Raw genomic sequence first — 21328 nt, 5'->3', positions numbered from 1 at the left:
ATAAGCATGACACAGGTTATAATTAAGCCTGATCAGAATAATCCATTCTGTAAGCAACTGAAAAAGAAAGTCGAGTCTAGTAATCAGTTAGTGGATAAGATTAGGTTTAACTCGGTGGAAGTTGATATTGCTACTAAAACTTGTACCCTGCAGTTAAAAGTTCCTGAGGGGATCAAGATTACTACAGAACTTGAGGAGTTAGGAGAGGAATTCTTTACAATAGGAACTTTAGAGTATCAGATTGAGTATTATGATCCTGATTTACCTTTAGAAGTGATTCTAGAGAATAATTGGGAACAATTGATCAAGCAAATAAAGCAGGAATGTCCGCAAACTAATGGCTGGTTGTCTTTATCAAACTGGCAGATAAAGGGTAATAAATTGGAAGTAGAAGTGGAAAATGAAATAGCAGTTGATGCTTTAGAAAGTAATCGTTGTGATCGAGTTTTAGCTCAGATTCTAGCAAGAGATTACCAAAAACAGGTAACAGTGGAGTTTGTGACAGGTGATTTTCAAGAGGAATCGACTCAATTAGCTAATCAACAGGCCCAGGAAACAGAAGCTTATATGGATAGCCTAGTAGAAACTATTGCTCACCAGGAAGAAGGAGCTCCAGCTAGGGGCCAATCCGCTGGTAGTGTTTGGCTAGGAGGCAAGATCAAGCAAGAGCCTGTTTCTATAGCTGAAATTACAGGTGAATTACGAAATATAGTAATCAAGGGAGAAATTTTTACTACAGAAATCAAAGAACTACAAAGTGGTAGCAAACTAGTTATGTTTGCTGTTACTGATGGGACTAATTCTATTACTGTTAAGTTATTTGAAGATCAAGATCAGGATTTGGCTAGTAAAGTTAGCACTGGAGCGTGGGTTAAAGTAGCAGGAAAGGTTGAATTTGATACTTATGATCAGGAGTTAATGCTGAAGCCTAATAGTGTAGTATCTAGTTCAGCTCCCCAGCGGGTCGATGAAGCAGATACAAAACGGGCTGAGTTACATTTACACACTAAAATTAGTGATATGGATTCAGTACTAGATGTAGAAGATGCTATAGAACAGGCCGCTGAATGGGGCCATCCTGCTATTGCTATTACTGATCATGGAGTAGTCCAATCTTTTCCTGAGGCTTATAATGCAGCTCAGGATAAAGATATTAAATTAATTTATGGGTTAGAGGCCTATCTAGTAGATGATGGAGAACCAATTATCCTTAATCCAGTTGAACAATCTTTAGAGGAAGCAACTTATGTTGTATTTGATCTAGAAACAACAGGTTTTAATCCCCACCGGGATGAGATTATAGAAATTGGAGCTACTAAGATTGTTGCAGGCCAGATAAGTGATACTTATCAGACTTTTGTGCAACCTGAAGAAGAGATACCACAAGAAATTGTGGAATTAACAGGTATTAAACAAGAGATGGTGGCTGATGCTCCTAGCTTAGAAGACATAATGCCTGAGTTTTTGGATTTTGTAGGGGAGGCTACTCTAGTAGCTCATAATTTATCTTTTGATTTAGGTTTTATTGAGGATAAGTTGCGGAGATTAAATCACCCAGAGTTAGCTAATTCAGCTCTTGATACCTTGGATTTATCTCGAGCTTTACTGCCTGAGATGAAGAGCCATAAATTAAAAAAATTAGCTGCTAGATTTAATAAAGACTTAGCTAATCACCATCGAGCTGATGATGATGCTCAGGTAACTGCTGAGATATTATTGGAGCTAATAGACTTAGCTACTGAGGAAGAAATTACTAAGCTGACTGAAATTAATCAATTAACTAGTGAGATTGACTATAAAAGGATGCATCCCTATCATACGACAATCTTAGTTAAGAATCAACAAGGTCTCAAAAATTTATACCAGTTAGTTTCTCAGTCTCATATCAATAATTTTCACCGGGTGCCTCGGATTTTAAAAAGCGAATTATTGAAAAAACGAGAAGGGCTGATTATTGGTTCAGCTTGTGAAGCAGGTCAACTTTATAAGGCTATATTACATGGTAAATCGGAGGATGAACTAGTTGAATTAGCTAAATTCTATGATTATTTAGAAGTCCAGCCGTTAGGTAATAATCAGTTTTTATTGGCCAAGGGAGAAGTTGATTCTCACGAGGAATTACAGGAGATTAATCGTAAAATTTATGAGTTAGGTAACCGATTAGGTAAACCAGTGATAGCTGCTGGTGATGTCCACTTTTTAAATCCTGAAGACGATGTCTACAGAAGAGTTTTAAAGGAAGGACAAGGTTTTGATGATGCTGCTAACCAGCCACCTTTATACTTGCGGACTACAGAAGAAATGCTAGCTGAATTTGATTACTTTAGCTCGGAAGAAGCCCAGGAACTAGTAGTTGATAATCCACGCCAGATCTATGAGGGGATAGAGGAAGTTAAACCAGTACCAGATGGATTATTTACCCCAGAAATTGAGGGGGCTGAAGAAGAGATCAGACAGATGGCCTACAACAAAGCTCGGGAGTGGTATGGTGACCCATTACCTGATTTAGTAGTCGATAGATTAGAAAGTGAATTAGATTCAATTATTGGTAATGGTTATGCTGTGATTTATTTGATCTCTCATAAATTAGTTAAAAAGTCTTTAAGTGATGGTTATCTAGTAGGTTCTAGAGGTTCAGTTGGTTCTTCTTTTGCAGCTACAATGACCGATATTACGGAAGTTAATCCGCTTCCACCTCATTATAGATGTCCCGAGTGTAAACATGCTAACTTCTTTACTGATGGATCAGTAGGAGTAGGGGTTGATCTACCAGATAAAGATTGTCCTGAGTGTGGTGCTTTCTTGATTAAGGATGGTTATGATATTCCTTTCGAAGTCTTTTTAGGTTTTGAAGGGGACAAGGTTCCAGATATTGATCTTAACTTTTCCGGTGAATACCAACCTGAAGTTCATCAGTATACCGAAGAGTTATTTGGAGAAGAATATGTATATAGAGCAGGAACTATTTCTACTATTGCTGATCGGACAGCTTATGGTTTTGTTAAAGGTCATATGGAGGATAATGATTTATCCTTACGCCAAGCAGAGATTGACCGTCTATCAGATGGATGTACAGGGGTTAAAAAAACTACCGGACAACACCCTGGCGGTTTGATGGTTGTGCCCCAGAATAAAGATATTCATGATTTTACGCCTATTCAGCGACCAGCTAATGATCTAGATAGTGATACATTAACTACTCACTTTGATTATCATTCAATTAGTGGTCGAATCCTTAAGTTAGATATTTTGGGTCATGATGATCCGACAAGTATTCGGATGCTCCAAGATTTTACTGGAGTTGACCCGAAAGAAATACCACTAGATGATGAAGAAACTATGAGTATTTTCTCCAGTATCGAACCATTGGGAGTAACTGAAGAAGAGGCTGGAGTTAAATTAGGAACTTTAGGGATTCCTGAGTTTGGAACTCAGTTTGTAAGAGGTATGCTCCGGGAGACAAGGCCGGCAACTTTTGCTGAATTAGTCCGGATCAGTGGTTTATCCCATGGAGCTGATGTCTGGTTGAATAATGCTCAGGATTTAATTAGATCAGGGACAGCAGAATTAGCAGAAGTTATTTCTGTTCGGGATGATATTATGAATTATTTACTCCAGAAAGGAGTAGAACCTTCTCAGGCCTTTTGGATTATGGAGCATGTTAGAAAAGGAAAAGGACTTACAGAGGAAGAAGAACAGACTATGCGGGAAAATGATGTCCCGAACTGGTATATTGAGTCTTGTAAAAAGATCAATTATATGTTCCCTAAAGCTCATGCTGCTGCTTATGTAATGATGGCCTTTAGAATTGCCTACTTTAAGGTGCATTATCCTAAGGCTTTTTATACTACTTTCTTTACAATTAAAGCTTCTGATTTTGATGCTCAAATTGTAATTCAAGGTCGAGAGCATGTAGAAGAGCAAATCCAAGAAATTAAAGCTAAAGGCAATGATGCTACAGCTAAAGATAATAGAACAAGAAAAATATTACAGATTGTAGTGGAAGCATTAGCTCGAGGGGTTGAATTTGCTCCTGTTGATTTATATGATTCTCTAGCCTACAAATTTACAATGACTGAAGAAGGATTATTACGCCCTCCCTTTATTAGTTTAGATGGTATAGGTAGCAGTGCTGCTCAAAATTTAGTAGATGCTAAAGCAGAGGGAGAGTATACTTCAATAGAGAATTTAAAGAATCGAGCTGCTGCTAGTAAGACAGTAATTGAAGCTTTAAGATTACATGGTTGTTTAGATGATTTACCAGAGACTAATCAGTTATCCCTCTTTGGCTAATGGTTGCAAAATAGTTAGTAATATGCTAAAATAGTAATGAAAATATATGGATCTGTAGGCGAGAGTGGGTCTTGGCCCACTCTTTAGTCATGTATATTTCGACTGATATTAATAAAACTGATATTAATAAAAAAGATTAATCTGGAAATAATTAAGATAAAAGACCTTAGATCAGATATTTTAAAATAAGGAGGTTAAAAATGGGACGCCAAGTAAAGGATATTGTAATAGATTTAGCTGAACCTATTGTAGCTACTGAAGGTTTAGAGTTGGTTGATGTTGAATACCAAAAAGAAGGAGAAAACTGGATCTTAAGAGTTCTAGTTGATAAAGAAGAAGGAGTAGCTTTAGAAGACTGTCAGGCAATTAGTGAGGAGTTAAGTACTCAACTGGATATAGAAGATCCAATTGATCACTCTTATATACTAGAAGTTTCTTCCCCTGGTCTTGATCGTCCGCTTAAAGATAAGGAGGACTTTGTTCGGTTTAGCGGAGAAACTGTTGAAGTTTCTACATATGCTCCTGTTAAGGGAGAGAAGAACTGGGAAGGAGAATTGTTAGGTCTAGAAGAGGGAAATGTTAAGTTGCAGGTGGATGGAGAAGAAGTTCTAATCCCCCGGTCTAAAGTTGCTCAGACTAAATTAGCAGTTGAATTTTAGAATACTAAAGTGCTCTGAAATTTGCTGGAGGAGGAATTTTAAATGAATATAGAGTTAATCCAGGCACTAGATGATTTAGAGAAAGACAAAGGTATTCCGAAGGAAAAATTATTAAGTGGCCTTAAGGCAGCTCTTAAGTCTGCTTATGATAAAAGTGGTCATGGTTCCAAAGAAAATGCTGAAATTGAAATTAATGAAGATACGGGTGAGGTACGGGTTTACTCGCAAAAGAAGGTAGTAGAAGAGGTAGAGAATGAGGAACAAGAAATCTCTCTAGCGCAAGCTAAAAAAGAGAATCCTCAGTGTGAACTAGGAGATATAATTAAATTAGAGGCTACTCCTAGTAATTTTGGGCGGATTGCTGCTCAAACAGCAAAACAAGTAGTTATTCAGCGGATTAGAGAAGCAGAACGAGAGATTGTTTATGAGGAGTTTATCACGCGTGAAGGTGATATTGTTAATGGGGCTATCCAAAGATGTCAGAAGGATAATGTAATTGTTGATTTAGGCCGAACGGAAGCTTTATTAATTCCTAGAGAACAAATTGATGGAGAAATTTATCGGCCTAATGATAGTCTTAAAGTTTATATTGTAGAAGTAGAACAGACGACTAAGGGGCCAAATATCTTAGTTTCCCGGACTCATCCTGGTTTATTAAAAAGGTTATTTGAGATAGAAGTTCCTGAGATTCAGGATGGCACAGTAGAAGTTAAATCAATTGCCCGAGAAGCTGGGGAACGTTCTAAGATAGCAGTCTATGCTGCAGATGATAATGTTGATCCTATAGGTTCCTATGTAGGTCCTAATGGCTCTCGAGTTAGAGCAATTGTAACTGAGTTAAGCGAAGAAAAGATAGATATTGTAGAGTGGAGTTCGGATATTAAAGAATTTGTAGCTAATGCTTTGAGTCCAGCGGAAGTAGTTAAGGTAACAGCGAATGAGGATGAAGATGTAGCAGAAGTAATAGTACCTGATCACCAATTATCATTGGCTATTGGCAAGCAAGGACAAAATGCTAGATTAGCTGCTAAATTAACAGGTTGGAAGATTGATATCAAAAGTGAATCGCAAGTTGAAGATGAATTAGCTTAAAACTATATATGGAGGTGTTAATTTATGGGTGTTAGAATCCATGAGTTAGCTGATGAATTAGGATTAGATAGTAAAGAATTGATAGCGATGTTACAGGATTTAGGAGAAGAAGTTGATAGTCACATGAATACAATAGATAAAGATACGGCAGAGTTAGTTACTGAAATGATCTTTGGGGAAGAGGAAGAAGAGGAAGAAGCAAAAGAGACTACAGAAGCTGATAATTTAATTGAAATTGAAGATACTCTGACAGTTAAAGAATTAGCTGAAGAATTGGATATAGCTCCTAATTCTTTAATGACTGAATTAATTAGTTCTGGGATCATGGCTACTATTAACCAGGAACTTGACCTGGAGACTATTGAAGAGATAGCAGATGAATATGGTTATCAAGTTAAAAATGTTACTTCAGAAGAAGAAGATAGTGATGATGTATTTGGATTGATTAGTGATATTGAAGATGATCCGGCTGATTTGGAAGTAAGATCACCAGTAGTTACAGTAATGGGGCATGTTGACCACGGAAAAACTACTCTTTTAGATGCTATTAGGGAGAGTAATGTAACTGCTAGTGAAGCAGGAGGAATTACTCAACATATTGGTGCCTATCAGGTAACAATTGATGGGGATAGAATTACTTTCTTGGATACACCAGGTCATGAAGCCTTTACGCAGATGCGAGCTCGAGGAGCACAAGCAACGGATATTGCTATTTTGGTAGTTAGTGCTGATGATGGTATTATGCCGCAGACAGTAGAAGCAATTAATCATGCTCAAACTGCTGAAGTGCCTATTATTGTAGCTATTAATAAGATTGATAAACCAAATGCTCAACCGGAACAAGTTAAACAGGAATTAACCCAGCATGGTTTAGTACCAGAAGAATGGGGTGGTGATACTGTTTGTGTTCCTGTTTCTGCTCTTAAGCAAGAGAATTTAGATGAATTGCTAGAGATGATCTTATTGACTTCTGAAATGGAAGAGTTAACAGCTAATCCTAATCGGAAGGCTAATGGAGTGATTGTAGAAGCTGAGCTTGATCGTGGTCGTGGTCCAGTAGCTACTGTTTTAGTTAAGAATGGTACTTTACAGGTCGGAGATGCTATAGTAGCTGGTTTAGCTCATGGTAGAGTAAGGGCTATGATTGATGATCATGGTAATAGAGTAGAGGAAGTTGGTCCGGCTACTCCAGTAGAAGTATTAGGTTTATCTGAGGTACCAAGTGCAGGAGATCTCTTGGAAGTATTAGAAGATGATCAACAAGTAAGAAAGATTGCTGAAAGACGACAGGATCAAAAACGAGTTGAAGATTTAAAGCGTAAGGCAGCTGTTAGTTTAGATGATTTATTTGACCAAATCCAAAAAGGTGAGATTAAAGAATTAAATGTAGTAATTAAAGCTGATGTCCAAGGAACAGTAGAGGCTGTTAAAGAATCACTAGTTCAATTAAGTACTAATGAAGTACAGGTTAATACAGTTCATGGAGGAGTAGGTGCTATCTCTGAGACTGACGTTATGTTAGCTTCTGCTTCTAGAGCAATTATTATCGGCTTTAATGTGCGACCTGGTAGTGCAGCTCGTAAAATAGCAGAAAAAGAAGGCGTAGATATTAGGACTTATCAAGTTATTTATGAGGCAATTTCAGATGTTAAAGATGCTATGGAAGGATTATTAGACCCTGATTACAAAGAAGTAGTGATTGGTCGAGCTGAAGTGAGGGATACCATTAAAGTTCCTGGGGTAGGAATCATATCGGGAACTTATGTTACAGAAGGAAAAATAAATCGCAATGCTAAGATAAGATTACTAAGAGATAATCAGATTATTCATGATGGAACTATTAGTTCTTTAAAGCGTTTTGAAGATGATGTTCGGGAAGTGGCTGAAGGATATGAATGTGGTGTAGGAATTGAAGATTATAATGATATTAAAGTAGGAGATGTGTTAGAAGTTTATAAACTAAAAGCAGTTAAGAGAACTTTATAGGAGCTGATATAAATGGGACATCATCGCCAACAAAGAGTAGCATCATTAATCCAAGAAGAAGTTAGTGATTTGTTACAACGAGAGATGAAAGACCCTCGAATTGGATTTGTATCAGTTACTGATGTGGAAGTTTCTGGTGATTTACGCCATGCTAAAATCTTTGTTAGTATTTTAGGTGACGATGATAAAGAGGAAACTATGGAAGCTCTACAATCAGCAGAAGGATTTGTTAGAACAGAGATAGGTCAAAGAATCAGACTGCGTCATACGCCTGAGGTTATCTTTAGATATGACGACTCAATAGAGCGCGGGGCACGTATCTTTGAGATTTTAGAAGATATTGATGAGGAGCCTGAGGATGAAACAGAATAACTCTTTAGCTGAGATTATTCAGTTTATTAAAGAAGAAGATAGCTTCTTGTTAACTAGTCATATTGGCCCAGATGGTGATAATCTAGGTTCAACTTTAGCACTTAAGTTAATTTTAGAGCAGATAGGAAAGGAAGTCCAGGTAGTATTGGCTGATACTATCCCGGACTGTTTTTCCTTTTTACCTGCTATTGATCAAATTGTAGAGTATAGTCCAGCCTTGGATTTTGATTATGATGTGGTTTGTATTTTAGATGCTAGCAATCAGGACAGAGTGGGAGCAGTAGCAGAGTTAATTGCTGGTCAACCAGTGATTAATCTTGACCATCATCAGGATAATACTTACTTTGGGGACTATAATTTAGTTCAAGAAGTGGCAGCTACAGCAGAAATAGTTTATCAGCTAGTAACAGCTATGTCCCAGGTGAATTTAACTCCTGCCTTAGCTCAGGCATTAGCAACTGGTTTATTAACTGATACTGGTTCTTTTCGTTATGCTAATACAACTGCTCAAACCCATCAAATTATGGCTGATTTACTAAAGTATGAGGTTGATACATCATATATTGCCCGAAAAGTATTTGGCACTAACTCCTACGAGAGTTTAAAATTACGAGGGGCTGTGTTACAAAATTTACAGACTGATCAAACAGGCCAGATCGCTTGGCTTAAAGTTGATCAGGAACTATTAGAGGAAACAGGTGCTACTTGGGATGATACTGAAGGACTAGTAGGTTATCCTAGAAGTTTAGCAGGAGCTGAAGTAGGAGTCTTATTTAAAGAACAAGCTCCAGAAGAGATTAAAGTTAGTCTTCGTTCGAATACTTTTTTACCAGTTAATCAAGTAGCTCATCAGTTTTCTGGTGGGGGCCATCCTAGAGCTGCTGGTTGTCTATTAGAGGTTAGTTTAGAGGAAGCAGAAACAAAAGTAATTACAGCTTTACAAGAGGCGTTAGCAATATAGTAGTAGTTGCGAGAAAGGTGGCAATGAGATGGACATACTTTCTAGTTGCAAATTCGATTCTCCGGTAGTAATTAATTTAGGTACCTTTGATGGGGTACACTTAGGACACCAAAAGATAATTGAGTTGGCTGTTACAAAGGCTAACCAATTAGGAGGAACAAGTGTCTTATTTACTTTTAAGCCTCATCCGTTGGCAGTAGTAGGTCCGGAAGAAGCTCCAGCTAAATTAACTAGTTGGCCCCAGAAAAAAGAGCAGATTAAAAAGTTAGGAATAGATAAGATTATTTGCCAGGAGTTTACTACTGAGTTTGCTCAGCTTTCTTACCAAGAATTTATAACTAGTTTGCACCGTCAAGTTCCTCTAGCAGAGATTATTGTAGGAGAGGACTTTAGTTGTGGCCAGCAAGGCCAAGGAACTCCAGCTAAACTAGCTGATTTAGGAGCTGAGTTAGGATTTGAAGTACAAGCTGTACCAGCAGTGAAGATAGCTGGGCAGGAAATAGGTAGTACCAATATTAGAGAGCTGATTACAGCAGGTGATCTAGCAGGGGCTAGAGAGCAATTAGGTAGAAATTTTGCTCTGGATTGTACAGTAGTATCAGGTAAGCAACGCGGGCGAGAATTAGGTTTTCCAACTGCTAATCTAAAACCAGTTGTAGATTATGCTCTTCCACCGACTGGAGTGTATGCTTGTCGAGTACATTGGGCAGGTGATTTTTATTCTGGGGTAGTTAATTTAGGTTTGAGTCCCACTTTTGCTGAAGAGAAGTTTACTATTGAAGTTCATTTATTTGATTTTGCAGCAGATATTTACGACAAACAACTGGAGTTGGAATTTGTGGAGCGGATTAGACCGGAAAAAGAGTATAATACTAGTCAGGAATTGATAACTCAGATTGAGCAAGATATTATCGAAGCAAAAAAGATACTGAATTTTGATTAATCAGGTTTACTTTTGCAAATTAATATGTTAAAATTTAATCTGAAGTTAACCATTTACTAGGTTAATTAGTCCTCCGATAATTGACTTGGTAAATTGGGGCTTAGACAAAATAAGGAGGTGACAAGATGTTATCTGAAGCACAAAAGCAAGAAATTATTGCTGAGTACGGAACTCATGAAAATGATACTGGTTCTTCTCAAGTCCAAATTGCTTTACTAACAGCTGAAATTGAAGAATTGACTGACCATTTAGAGGATCATCACCAAGATCATGATTCTCGACGTGGTTTGATGCAGAAGGTAGGGAAGAGAAAGAAATTATTAAGTTACTTACAAAAGAATGATGTTGAAGCCTATCGAGAGCTAATTGATAAATTGGATATTAGAGGCTAGGCTGGGTTTAGTAAGGGCGGGATTTCCCGCTCTTATGTTTTAGTAACTATAGTATTTACATATTATAAATACTTTTTCACCAGTTAGAATGTATATTAAGATTGAGTAGCCTCGAATACTAAAAGTGTGAATATTCTTTAGAAAGGAGATAAATTTATGGCTAATGAATGGTCAATGGAGTTAGGTGGAGCTAACTTAACAATTGAAACAGGTGATTTAGCTCAACAGGCTAATGGGTCTGTGCTGGTACGTTATGGGGATACAGTTGTGTTAGTAACAGCTACTATGTCTGATCCCCGACCAGGAATTAATTATTTTCCGCTGATGGTTAATTATGAGGAAAGGTTATATGCTGCAGGTAAAATTCCTGGTGGTTTTATTAAACGAGAGGGGAAACCAAGTGATGCTGCTACTTTAACAGCTCGGTTGATTGATCGACCACTCCGACCTTTATTTCCAACAGGTTTTAGACATGATGTCCAAGTGATTGCTACTGTTTTATCAGTGGATTCTGATAATGCTCCTGATATTGCAGCAATGATTGGTGCTTCTGCTGCGTTATCTATTTCTGATATTCCTTTTGACGGGCCAATTGCAGGGGTTAAGGTAGGATTAATTGAGGGAGAATATATTATTAATCCTAGTATTGAGCAGATGAAAGAAAGCGAATTAGATTTAACAGTAGCAGGTACTGAAGAAGCAGTAATGATGGTTGAAGCAGGTGCTAATGAGGTACCGGAAGAAGAAATTATAGAAGCTATTGATTTTGGTCACCAGTCTGTACAAGAGATTGTGAGATTAGAGCAGGAAATGGTAGCTCAGATCGGTAAAGAAAAGGCTGATGTTGATCTAGAGATTGTAGATAGACCAGAGATTGCTACAGAAGTAAGAGAGTATGTAGGAGATAGCATGAAAGAAGCTCTCCAGACTAAGGATAAAGCAACTCGTGATCAACAAGTAGACCAAGTTAAAGAAGAAACTACAAATCATTTTGTTGATAAATATGATGAAGCTGAAGATTTAGAAGAAATTAAACAAGCAGTTAGTGAGACTTTAGACCAGATTAGTAAAGAGGCAATTCGCAATTTAGTTATGGAAGAAGGAACACGAATTGATGGTCGTGACTTGGACGAGGTACGTTCTATTTGGAGCGATGTTGATTTACTACCTCGCGCTCATGGTTCTGGTGTCTTTACTCGTGGTCAAACTCAAGCTTTAACAGTAGCTACTCTAGGTGCTGTAGGTGACGAGCAGGTATTAGATGGGCTAGAGGAGAAAGAGTCCAAGCGGTATATGCATCATTATAACTTCCCACCGTATAGTGTTGGAGAAACTAATCCGCTAAGATCCCCAGGTAGAAGAGAGATTGGTCATGGTACACTAGGAGAAAGAGCTTTACGACCAATGATTCCTAATAGTGATGAATTTCCTTATACGCTGCGATTAGTTTCTGAAGTTTTATCCTCTAATGGTTCCACTTCCCAAGCTAGTATCTGTGGTAGTACATTAGCTTTAATGGATGCTGGAGTTCCTATTAAAGCACCAGTAGCAGGAATTGCTATGGGCTTAATTAAACGTGATGATGAAATAGCTATTTTATCTGATATCCAAGGTATTGAAGACCATAATGGAGATATGGACTTTAAAGTAGCGGGAACTAAAGAGGGAATTACTGCTTTACAATTAGATATTAAGATCGAAGGGATCTCTACTGATATCTTAGAGCAGGGTCTACAGCAGGCTAGAGAAGGTAGACTTCATATTTTAGATAAAATGTTAGAAACTATTGATCAACCACGACAAGAAAAATCTGAACATGCTCCTGCAATTATGACTCTTGAGATTGATGAAGATAAGATTAAAGATGTAATTGGTAAAGGTGGTAAGACTATCAAGGGGATTATTGATGAAACAGGAGTTGATATTGATATTGAAGATGATGGTACAATTTATATTTCTGCTGCTGACCAAACTAGTGGTCAAGAAGCTAAACAGATAATAGAAGAGTTGACTAAAGAGATTGAAGTAGGAGATTATCATATGGGCCAAGTGAAACGAACTACAGATTTTGGTGCCTTTGTAGAAGTTGCTCCTGGTAAGGAAGGATTACTTCATATCTCTGAATTAGCTGATCGCCATGTTAAAGATGTGGAGAATATAGTAGAAAAAGGTGATGAGTTATTAGTTAAGGTAATTGATATTGATGATCGGGATAGAATTAGTCTATCTCGGAAGCAAGCTTTAAGTGAAGCAGAAGATAATTAAAATAAGTCCTATAAAACATAAACTGGAGTTATTCTGGTTTATGTTTTTTGTTTTCTTTTTTAGTATAATTAAGAGGTGATAAAGTGAAATTTGGAGTCCATACTTCTATTTCGGATGGTTTTGACCAGGCAGCTCAAAGAGCAGCTGATTTAGAGTGTGCTACTTTACAGATATTCTCTAGTAATCCGCGTGGTTGGAAGGCTAGAGAAATAGAAGCTACAGAAGTAGAACAGTTACAGGATAATTTAGCAAAATATAAGCTACAACCTTTAGTGATTCATACACCTTATTTATTGAATTTAGCTTCACCTAAAGAGGATTTGTATGCTAAATCCCAGCAGGCTTTAAAGCAAGAAGTTAGGCGAGCTGATAGATTAGGAGCTGACTATCTTGTTTTACATCCGGGGAGTCATACTGGTTCTGGTATTGAAGCAGGAATTGCTAGAGTAGGCCAAGCATTAGATAATGTTTTAGCAGCAGTAGATCCTGAAGTAATGGTTTTATTGGAGAATGTAGCTGGGAGAGGTACTGCAGTAGGGGCTAGCAGAGAAGAATTGGCCCGAATATTTACTTATGTGGATGATGTAGATCAATTAGGAATTTGTTTTGATACTTGTCATGGTTTTGCAGCTGGTTACGATTTAAGAGATAAAGAAGTGGTTGATCAGTTAGTAACTAATCTGGATTCTACTTTTGGATTAGAAAAATTAGGAGTCATCCATGTTAATGATTCTCAAGGAGAAGTAGGTTCTAATAAAGATCGCCACCAACATATCGGGCAAGGAGAAATAGGATTAGTTGGTTTTAAGAATCTAATTTGTCACCCTTTATTACAGGATAAGCCTTTTATTTTGGAAACACCAGTTGATGAAGCAGGAGACGATCAACAGAATTTAGCTACTTTGCGTAGTCTTAAGGAGTAATTTAGTTACTAAAAGGGAGGTTAGAGGTTGTGAAAAAGTTTTTATTAGTAGGATTGGTATGTCTGATGTTAGTTTTTACAGTCCAGCAAGTAAGTCAGGCAGCTCCTAGCTTTAAAGTTAAATTAATCTATACTGTTCAAGAAGGAGATGCCTTAGTTAAATTAGCACATAGATTTGATGTTACTGTAGATAAGATTAAAGAGGTTAATGACTTAGGTCCAGAGGAATTTATTAGATACGGAGACGAATTAGTCATTCCTCAGGGGCATAGTGTATCAACTAAAAAGGTATCGACTGACCAACAGCTCTTCTTTTCTTTTTATCAACCACAAGGTGATTTAGAAAAGTATGAATTGAATTGTAATGGGCAGTATGAAGTTAAGATTGAAAAGAAACCGTCAAGTGAAGTTGATGTTAGTCAGTTGCGGACGTTAAGTTATCATGTTAAATCAGGTGATAACTTATATGAATTAGCTAATGAGTTTAATACTAGTGTAGCTACGTTAAAAAAGCTAAATGGTCTGGAGTCTAATGTAATTCAAAAAGGAGATAAGATTGAATTACCAATTAATAATTTAAGTCAAAAAGAAGTTCTCTATCATACTATCAATGATCAAGAAATTGATTTATTGGCTAGGTTAATTCATGGTGAGGCTCGAGGTGAATCCTATATTGGACAAGTTGCTGTGGGTGCTGTTATTTTAAATAGAGTAATTAGTTCTTATTTTCCTGATACTATAAAAAAGGTAATTTATCAACCAAATCAATTTACTCCGGTAGCTAATGGTCAAATTAAATTATCGGCCGATGAGACTGCCTATCAAGCAGCTAAAGCGGTTTTACAGGGTAAAGATCCTACTCGAGGGGCCCAGTATTTTTATAACCCCCAGACGGCTCGGGATATGTGGTGGTTTAAAACTAGAGAAGTAATTGTTGAAATTGGAAATCATGTTTTTGCTAAATAAGTCCTTTTTTCTCCTTAGGGGAGAGAAAGGGCTTTTTTTATTGCGATATAGTGTTATGAATTGTGTGTAAGGTAATTTACTTCTTTTTTTACAGTAACTACTATTGCTAATTGAAAGCTGTTATATTAACATTATAGGGAGTATTTTAACAATTAAGCAAGGAGGTGCAGTGAGTGTCTAAGAAGTTACAAGTAACATGTAGTTTGATTGTACTAGCAGTAATCTTATTTACAACAAGTGCTAATGCACTTTCCTTAGGAGCTAGGACATTACAGTTTAGGCATACAGGTGCAGATGTAGAAAAATTACAACAGAAATTACAGACAGTAGGTCATTATCAGGGAGCAATTGATGGTTTTTATGGGGGGCAGACTGAAGATGCGGTGATTGAATTTCAAATTGATCAGCAGTTAACTATTGATGGCCTTGCAGGGTGGAATACTATACAAAATTTAAAACAAGTAACAAATAATAATTATCAGGTTCAGTCTGGTGATAGCTTATTTAAAATTGCTCATAAGTTTAATACTTCGGTACAAGCACTACAAGAAGTTAATGGATTACAGTCGGAATCTATTTATCCTGGCCAAAAGTTAACAATTCCTAAATCTAGTACTTCTTCTAGTGGTAATTATACTAGGTTGGATTTATCAAAGCAGGAGTTGGATTTGTTGACAAAGGCAGTTTATTCTGAAGCTAGAGGGGAGTCTTATACTGGCCAAGTTGCTGTAGCAGCAGTTATTTTGAATCGAGTTGAAGATCCTAGATTTCCTGATACAATTAAAGGAGTTATTTTTCAACCTTGGGCTTTCACGGCAGTTCACAATGGACAATTCTGGTTAGAGCCTGACCAAAGATCTAGAAAAGCTGCTTTAGATGCTGTCCAGGGTTGGGATCCTACTGGTAGAGCAGTTTTTTATTATAATCCAGTTAAAGTAACTTCCCACTGGATCTATACTAGAGATATAATTAAAAAGATCGGTAAACATTATTTTGCTGGTTAAAGTTATCATAATTCTGAGGGCCAACTTTGCGGTTGGCCCTCTAATATTTTTTGCAAAGTATAATTAGTCGTGAGCTATCAGCTATGTGTCGTCAGCCAGTTCAAATTTAAAATCATAGACACAATTCAAATTTTTAGAATATAGTAATTTTAAAGATTTAGATTTTGAATTTTAAGGGCTTGAATTAGCTGATAGCTGATAGCACACAGCACACGACACACAGCTTATAACTATAAATTATCATTGAGATAATTAATGATTCCTTGGGCAATTGCCTGAGCAATTTTGGCTTGTTCTTGGGGATCATTGATTCTTTTGCGATCTTGCGGATTACTGATAAAGCCAACTTCGACAATAACTGCTGGAATATCAGTCTTACGTAATAGATAGTAGGAACCAGTTTTGATCTGGCGATAATTATCGGGTTGAATTTTGATCAATTGTTCTTGGATTGCTGCTGCTAATTTTTTACTTTCTTTATCCTCAGCAGCATAAAAAGTCTGCCCGCCAAAAGAATTAGCACTAGGGAAACTGTTAACATGAATACTAACTAGTAGGTCTACCTCCTGTTGGTTAGCTATTTTAGCTCTCTGGATTATATCCTTATTGCGATCATCTTGGTATAGCTTATCCTCTTTGCGAGTCATAATCAGTTTGATGTTTCCTTTATCCAGTTTTTGAACTAATTTATGAGCAATTGCTAGGTTGATATCTTTTTCTAAGACACCTTCTTTATGGGTCCCCGGATCAATTCCACCGTGACCAGCATCAATAACTATTGTTTTCTGTAATTGAGAGGTAGTAACCGGTTGGCTGTTAAGTCCCCAACTGATTAGGGAGCTAACTATTAAAATTGACAATAGACTATAGATTAAAGTGCGCATTGAGATAAAATAAAATCTAATTTTTTCCATTATCCCCATCCTTTAAATGGACCATCTATTTTTAGTTGAAATTGTAATTGTCTTATAACTAATTATATTATCTTAAATTAAAATTATGTTTCTAGTACTTATTTTATTGCTTGAGGTGATATTTAACCTCTCTGTTACATAAGTAGATAGCAAGGGATGGTGAAGGAGGAATCAGTATGCGCATTGAATTGACTACATCAGATGTCTTAATCTTATGTGTAATATTAAGTGTTAGTTTCTTTTTGTTAGGAATAGCAATTGATAGTTCTTTTCTTCAAGAGACTCTGCCAGTAACTGACCAAAAGTTGGCCCCGATTTATCAAGTGGATACTACAGAGAAAAAAATAGCAATTACTTTAGATGGCATGTGGGGGGCTGATTATACTCATAGATTATTAGAGATTTTTCGGAAGCATGATATCTATGTGACCTTCTTTTTTGGGGGCAACTGGTTAGAGGAATATCCGGATTTAGTCCAGGAGATAGTTGCTAATGGTCATGAAATTGGTAATCACAGCTATACACACCCTCATATGACCAAGTTGAGTGCTCAGCAAATTAAAAAGGAATTAACCAGAACTAGTGAATTAATTAAAAAGCTGACTGGCCAACAACCAACGTTATTTAGACCTCCCTTTGGTGAGTATGATAATCAGTTAATTAAAGTAGCTCATGAATTAGATTATCATGTAGTACAGTGGACTATTGATTCTCTGGACTGGAAGGATGTTAGTACCGATTTTATTGTTAATCGAGTGTTAGAAAATGCTGCACCAGGAAGTATTGTTTTAATGCATAATAATGGCACTCATACAGCTGATGCTTTAGCTAAATTAATTCCTCAACTTAAGGAGAGGGGATATGAGATTGTTCCTGTATCTGAGTTAATCTATCAGGATGATTATTATGTTGTTCCTCATTCAGGACTGCAAAAAAAGGTTAGGTGAGGTGAAAAAATGAGTCGAGATAAGATTCAATTTTTTTATTTACCATTAAATCGTCAGGTGATCTGGGGGTTGATTGGGGTAATTATGTTAGTTAGTTTCGGCTTGATTAAGTTTGATAGCGCTGGGTCAGTAGTAGAACAACCTGTCTTTCGCCAGCAGGTAGAGCCTTATTACCAAGGGCCAACTGACCAACAAGTTGCCAGTTTGACTATTAATGTAGCCTGGGGTCAGGAGTACATTCCTGAACTGCTTGATATCTTAGATGAATATGATGTAAAGGCAACCTTCTTTTTTGTTGGTACCTGGGTAGAGAAATATCCTGAACTGACCCAGGAAATTAAACAGCGAGGCCATGAATTAGGTAACCATGGATTTGAACATTTACATCCTAAGCAACTATCTAAAGAGGAGTTAAAGGATTTGATTTTAGATAATCAGAAGTTAATCCAACAGATAGCAGATTATAAGACTGATTTATTTGCTCCCCCTTATGGTGAGGTAGATGATAGAGTAGCTAAGATAGCTAGTGAAATAGGGTATAAGACCATTATGTGGAGTGTGGATACTATTGATTGGCAACGTCCCCAACCAGAAGTGATCATCCAACGAGTTACAGACAAGATTAAGCCAGGCGGAATTATACTGCTGCATCCTACTCAGCCAACAGTTAAAGCACTGCCGCAGATAATTACTAGACTACGGGAACAAGGATATCAATTAGAAACTGTCTCGCAGCTGCTGGAGTAGGATATAGATGGGATATCAAACTAATCTACGGCGTAAACTAATTTTACTAGCTATTGTTGTAGTAATTGTTTCTTTAGTAATTGTTTTAGTGGCTGAGGTGGATAATTTAATTCGTTTTTTTGGGGGAGTAGAAGAGGATGTTTATTTTAGAGATCAAAATTTAGGTGGTTACCTTCCTGTAGAAGTGGAGGATTTAGTTCATAATAAAACTTCACAGTTGACTAGTTATCCCTTACCGGCTCGGCTTGATGCTGCTACAGGCAAGATAAAGCCAGCAGTTAAGGGCCAGATAGTGGATATTACTGCTACTTTGAATCGGATTTATACAGCAAAGCCAGACAGTAAAATCGAACCTGTTATGTATTCTCTAGAACCTTATTTAAAAGCAGCAGAGATTGAAAAAATCAACTATGAATTAAGTAGTTATAGCACCATAGTAACTGGCAGTCAAAGTCGGAAGGCTAATATTAAATTAGCTACTAAGCTGATTGATAATCAGTTGGTTGCTCCCGGAGAGGTATTTTCTTTTAATCAAGTAGTTGGCCCGCGGACTAAGGAGAATGGCTTTCAAGAAGGCCCAGAAATTATTGATGGTCAGGTGACTACAGGAGTAGGAGGTGGCATCTGCCAGGTGTCCAGTACTTTATTTAATGCTATACCAGCAGTTGATGAACTTAAGATCATAGAGCGCCATTTCCACTCTCGGGATGTAGGCTATGTGCCAGAAGGGCAAGATGCTACTGTAGCTTGGGATTATTTTGATCTTAAATTTAAGAATAAATTAGCTAGTCCAGTTATTATTCGAGCTCAGCTACAAGGAGTTAGATTAAAAGTGGTTATTTTAGGTCAGAAAGCAGGAAAAGAGGAATTGGCCCAGAAGAAGTTACAGGAAACTGAATAACTTCAGTTTATGATTAAGACTAAGTAAACTTCAAAATATCTAAAGGAGGAATTTAAATGAAACTTAAAATTAAAAAATTAGATGAAGCAGCTATTTTACCAGAATATCAACACGGGAGTCAGGAAGATGCGGGACTTGATTTGCACTCAATTGAAGCTAAAATTTTACAGCCTGGAGAGTATAAGTTATTTAAAACTGGTCTAGCTTTAGAAATACCTAGTGGTTATATGGGCAAGATCTGCCCTAGAAGTGGACTTGCTTTCCGCCAGGGAGTTACAGTCTTAAATGCTGAAGGAACTATTGATCCCGCTTATAGAGGAGAGCTAGGAGTTGTTTTGATTAATCATGGTTCAGAGCCTTATCAAGTAGACCAGGGTGCTAGGATAGCCCAGCTAATTATAGAAGAGTACGAAAGAGTAGAATGGGAAGAAGTAACTGATTTAACTGCTACCCAACGAGGAACAGGTGGTTATGGACATACAGGTGTTTAAAGTCTCTTAGCTCTAATCTGTCAGAAAGGAGTGGTTAAATGAGACTTAGTGAGTTAGAAGGAAAGGAAGTTATAAATCTACATAATGGAGAACGGTTAGGTTTGATTAATGAGACAGAATTAGTCTTTGATAGCAAGACAGGTGCTTTAGAGTCTATCTTATTACCTATCCAAAGAGGTTTTTTTAGTCGAGGAGAGGAGTTAGAGGTCCCTTGGGATGCAATAGTTAAAATAGGAACGGAGATAATAATTGTAGACTTGCCTCTGGAGATGATGTAGCTAGCAATGATCTAACATTTTTATCCTTTTAGGCTTGACAAAGTCGATTAAATATTAGACAATATAATAGACAGTCTAAGTAAATAATAAGGGTAAGATTGAGGTGCAATAATTATCAGTAGTTATCTGGAGCTAACTTGGATAATGAAAGGAGTTATTGCCGAAGTTTAACTCTGATTATAATTAGAGTTAAACTGGGTTTGTATTTAAGAGATACAAAACTGTCGCTAGACTTCTAGTGAAGTGCTATCTTATCGTTTCGATTGCGAAGCGATTGGTAGCTACCAATCGCTTTTGTTATTTGCTAATTAAATTATTCAATCTGGTAATTAAATCAATCAAAGAGGTGATAAAGTGGCAACTAAAGTTTTAGTTTCGGGAGCTAATGGGAAAATGGGGCAAGCAGTAGTGGAGATGGTAGCTGAAGTAGAGGATTTTAAGTTGGTTGGTGCCGTAGATGTATCTCAGGTAGGTCAGGATATCAACCAATTATTAGGATTAGAGGAGGAACCAGTTAAGATTAGAGAGGATTTAGAAGCTACTTTAAAAGAGGTTAACCCTGATGTAGTAGTGGATTTTACTACTCCCCAGATAGTAATGGAGCAGATTAAGACTACTTTAGAGCAAGGGGTGGATATTGTAGTAGGGACTACTGGAATTACTGAAGTAGATTTAGCTCAGATTGAAGACTTGAATCAAGGAGCTAATACAGTTGTAATTGCTCCTAATTTTGCTATTGGAGCTGTCCTGATGATGAATTTTGCCCAGCAAGCAGCTAAGTTTATGGATGATGTAGAGATTATTGAACTTCATCATAATAATAAATTAGATGCTCCTTCAGGAACAGCACTTAAGACAGCAGAGTTGATTAATGAGAACTTAGATAGTACAGAGCAAGCAATAGAAGAAATAGAGGAATTAACAGGAGCTCGAGGTGGTCAACAAGATGGAATTAATATTCACAGTGTTCGGTTGCCAGGTTTAGTAGCCCACCAAGAAGTTATCTTTGGTGGTGAAGGTCAGACATTCAAACTCCAGCATGATTCTATTAACCGGAAGTCCTTTATGCCCGGAGTTGAGTTAGCTATCAGACGGTGTTCTACAGTTGAGGGAGTTGTTTATGGATTAGAAAATTTACTTGATTTATAAAAAAATTAAACCAGACAAGCACTACTTAGAAGTTTGTTACATATAA

General features: G+C 37.1%; 19 protein-coding genes and 1 riboswitch. Of the genes, 18 read left to right on the top strand and 1 reads right to left on the bottom strand.

From position 1 onward, the window contains the following. Positions 1–6: 6 nt before the first annotated feature. The 12 genes from ACYQ3D_RS04095 (at position 7) to sleB (ending at position 15855) form a co-directional block, all read left to right on the top strand. The gene (locus ACYQ3D_RS04095) at positions 7–4293 is read left to right on the top strand and encodes a PolC-type DNA polymerase III (protein WP_459836529.1); all 4287 of its coding nucleotides are present in this window, start codon (positions 7–9) and stop codon (positions 4291–4293) included. 200 nt (positions 4294–4493) lie between these two features. Beyond that, positions 4494–4952, top strand: a complete 459-nt coding sequence (gene rimP, locus ACYQ3D_RS04090; protein ID WP_459836526.1) for a ribosome maturation factor RimP — start codon at positions 4494–4496, stop codon at positions 4950–4952. Positions 4953–4994: 42 nt separating this feature from the next. After that, entirely contained in the window at positions 4995–6044 is a 1050-nt protein-coding gene (gene nusA / locus ACYQ3D_RS04085; protein ID WP_459836523.1) for a transcription termination factor NusA, read from the top strand. A 24-nt stretch (positions 6045–6068) separates the two neighbouring features. Next, positions 6069–8030, top strand: a complete 1962-nt coding sequence (gene infB / locus ACYQ3D_RS04080; protein ID WP_459836521.1) for a translation initiation factor IF-2 — start codon at positions 6069–6071, stop codon at positions 8028–8030. Between the two features lie 12 nt (positions 8031–8042). Continuing rightward, a complete protein-coding gene (gene rbfA, locus ACYQ3D_RS04075; RefSeq protein WP_459836518.1) occupies positions 8043–8402 on the top strand; it encodes a 30S ribosome-binding factor RbfA in 360 nt (119 codons plus the stop codon). Next, the gene (locus tag ACYQ3D_RS04070; protein WP_459836515.1) at positions 8389–9363 is read left to right on the top strand and encodes a DHH family phosphoesterase; all 975 of its coding nucleotides are present in this window, start codon (positions 8389–8391) and stop codon (positions 9361–9363) included. The genes rbfA and ACYQ3D_RS04070 overlap by 14 nt, the downstream gene beginning before the upstream one ends. A 28-nt stretch (positions 9364–9391) precedes the next feature. Beyond that, entirely contained in the window at positions 9392–10306 is a 915-nt protein-coding gene (locus tag ACYQ3D_RS04065) for a bifunctional riboflavin kinase/FAD synthetase (RefSeq protein WP_459836513.1), read from the top strand. A 125-nt stretch (positions 10307–10431) separates the two neighbouring features. After that, the gene (gene rpsO / locus ACYQ3D_RS04060; protein ID WP_459836511.1) at positions 10432–10698 is read left to right on the top strand and encodes a 30S ribosomal protein S15; all 267 of its coding nucleotides are present in this window, start codon (positions 10432–10434) and stop codon (positions 10696–10698) included. A gap of 156 nt (positions 10699–10854) precedes the next feature. Beyond that, positions 10855–12963, top strand: coding sequence for a polyribonucleotide nucleotidyltransferase (gene pnp, locus ACYQ3D_RS04055; RefSeq protein ID WP_459836509.1), 2109 nt, complete (start codon positions 10855–10857; stop codon positions 12961–12963). An 83-nt stretch (positions 12964–13046) separates the two neighbouring features. Then, on the top strand, positions 13047–13886 hold the full coding sequence (locus ACYQ3D_RS04050; protein WP_459836507.1) for a deoxyribonuclease IV: 840 nt from the start codon (positions 13047–13049) through the stop codon (positions 13884–13886). A 29-nt stretch (positions 13887–13915) separates the two neighbouring features. Next, positions 13916–14851, top strand: a complete 936-nt coding sequence (locus tag ACYQ3D_RS04045) for a cell wall hydrolase (RefSeq protein ID WP_459836504.1) — start codon at positions 13916–13918, stop codon at positions 14849–14851. A gap of 173 nt (positions 14852–15024) precedes the next feature. Further along, positions 15025–15855 carry a spore cortex-lytic enzyme gene (sleB, locus tag ACYQ3D_RS04040; RefSeq protein WP_459836502.1) on the top strand — a complete coding sequence of 277 codons (831 nt, stop codon included), beginning with the start codon at positions 15025–15027 and terminating at the stop codon, positions 15853–15855. A gap of 230 nt (positions 15856–16085) precedes the next feature. Here the strand turns inward: sleB and ACYQ3D_RS04035 are convergent, their stop codons facing one another. Beyond that, entirely contained in the window at positions 16086–16769 is a 684-nt protein-coding gene (locus tag ACYQ3D_RS04035) for an N-acetylmuramoyl-L-alanine amidase family protein (protein ID WP_459836500.1), read from the bottom strand. A 176-nt stretch (positions 16770–16945) separates the two neighbouring features. On the opposite strand from ACYQ3D_RS04035, the gene ACYQ3D_RS04030 reads away from it, so the two are divergent. The 6 genes from ACYQ3D_RS04030 (at position 16946) to dapB (ending at position 21282) form a co-directional block, all read left to right on the top strand. Then, entirely contained in the window at positions 16946–17716 is a 771-nt protein-coding gene (locus tag ACYQ3D_RS04030) for a polysaccharide deacetylase family protein (protein ID WP_459836497.1), read from the top strand. A 9-nt stretch (positions 17717–17725) separates the two neighbouring features. After that, complete coding sequence (locus ACYQ3D_RS04025) at positions 17726–18463, top strand: polysaccharide deacetylase family protein (protein ID WP_459836494.1); 738 nt, start codon at positions 17726–17728, stop codon at positions 18461–18463. Positions 18464–18470: 7 nt separating this feature from the next. Next, entirely contained in the window at positions 18471–19364 is an 894-nt protein-coding gene (locus tag ACYQ3D_RS04020; RefSeq protein WP_459836492.1) for a VanW family protein, read from the top strand. Positions 19365–19420: 56 nt separating this feature from the next. Next, positions 19421–19855 carry a dUTP diphosphatase gene (gene dut, locus ACYQ3D_RS04015; protein WP_459836489.1) on the top strand — a complete coding sequence of 145 codons (435 nt, stop codon included), beginning with the start codon at positions 19421–19423 and terminating at the stop codon, positions 19853–19855. A 38-nt stretch (positions 19856–19893) separates the two neighbouring features. Then, on the top strand, positions 19894–20133 hold the full coding sequence (locus ACYQ3D_RS04010) for a YlmC/YmxH family sporulation protein (RefSeq protein WP_459836487.1): 240 nt from the start codon (positions 19894–19896) through the stop codon (positions 20131–20133). 90 nt (positions 20134–20223) lie between these two features. Continuing rightward, positions 20224–20390: riboswitch (Lysine riboswitch) on the top strand. A gap of 97 nt (positions 20391–20487) precedes the next feature. Further along, positions 20488–21282: a 4-hydroxy-tetrahydrodipicolinate reductase gene (dapB, locus tag ACYQ3D_RS04005; RefSeq protein ID WP_459836485.1), complete on the top strand. Its 795-nt coding sequence runs from the start codon at positions 20488–20490 to the stop codon at positions 21280–21282. Positions 21283–21328: the final 46 nt, after the last annotated feature.

Source organism: Halanaerobaculum tunisiense, from assembly GCF_054657635.1.
The sequence above is the reverse complement of the archived record's forward strand: the minus strand, read 5'-3'. Positions and strand labels throughout refer to the sequence as shown.

What these genes read in the sequence shown, in the direction of transcription:
- ACYQ3D_RS04095 (WP_459836529.1), top strand. Translation starts at nt 7, where the DNA reads ATGACACAGGTTATAATTAAGCCTGATCAGAATAATCCATTCTGTAAG.
- rimP (WP_459836526.1), top strand. Translation starts at nt 4,494, where the DNA reads ATGGGACGCCAAGTAAAGGATATTGTAATAGATTTAGCTGAACCTATT.
- nusA (WP_459836523.1), top strand. Translation starts at nt 4,995, where the DNA reads ATGAATATAGAGTTAATCCAGGCACTAGATGATTTAGAGAAAGACAAA.
- infB (WP_459836521.1), top strand. Translation starts at nt 6,069, where the DNA reads ATGGGTGTTAGAATCCATGAGTTAGCTGATGAATTAGGATTAGATAGT.
- rbfA (WP_459836518.1), top strand. Translation starts at nt 8,043, where the DNA reads ATGGGACATCATCGCCAACAAAGAGTAGCATCATTAATCCAAGAAGAA.
- ACYQ3D_RS04070 (WP_459836515.1), top strand. Translation starts at nt 8,389, where the DNA reads ATGAAACAGAATAACTCTTTAGCTGAGATTATTCAGTTTATTAAAGAA.
- ACYQ3D_RS04065 (WP_459836513.1), top strand. Translation starts at nt 9,392, where the DNA reads ATGGACATACTTTCTAGTTGCAAATTCGATTCTCCGGTAGTAATTAAT.
- rpsO (WP_459836511.1), top strand. Translation starts at nt 10,432, where the DNA reads ATGTTATCTGAAGCACAAAAGCAAGAAATTATTGCTGAGTACGGAACT.
- pnp (WP_459836509.1), top strand. Translation starts at nt 10,855, where the DNA reads ATGGCTAATGAATGGTCAATGGAGTTAGGTGGAGCTAACTTAACAATT.
- ACYQ3D_RS04035 (WP_459836500.1), bottom strand. Translation starts at nt 16,769, where the DNA reads ATGGAAAAAATTAGATTTTATTTTATCTCAATGCGCACTTTAATCTAT.
- ACYQ3D_RS04030 (WP_459836497.1), top strand. Translation starts at nt 16,946, where the DNA reads ATGCGCATTGAATTGACTACATCAGATGTCTTAATCTTATGTGTAATA.
- ACYQ3D_RS04025 (WP_459836494.1), top strand. Translation starts at nt 17,726, where the DNA reads ATGAGTCGAGATAAGATTCAATTTTTTTATTTACCATTAAATCGTCAG.
- ACYQ3D_RS04020 (WP_459836492.1), top strand. Translation starts at nt 18,471, where the DNA reads ATGGGATATCAAACTAATCTACGGCGTAAACTAATTTTACTAGCTATT.
- dut (WP_459836489.1), top strand. Translation starts at nt 19,421, where the DNA reads ATGAAACTTAAAATTAAAAAATTAGATGAAGCAGCTATTTTACCAGAA.
- ACYQ3D_RS04010 (WP_459836487.1), top strand. Translation starts at nt 19,894, where the DNA reads ATGAGACTTAGTGAGTTAGAAGGAAAGGAAGTTATAAATCTACATAAT.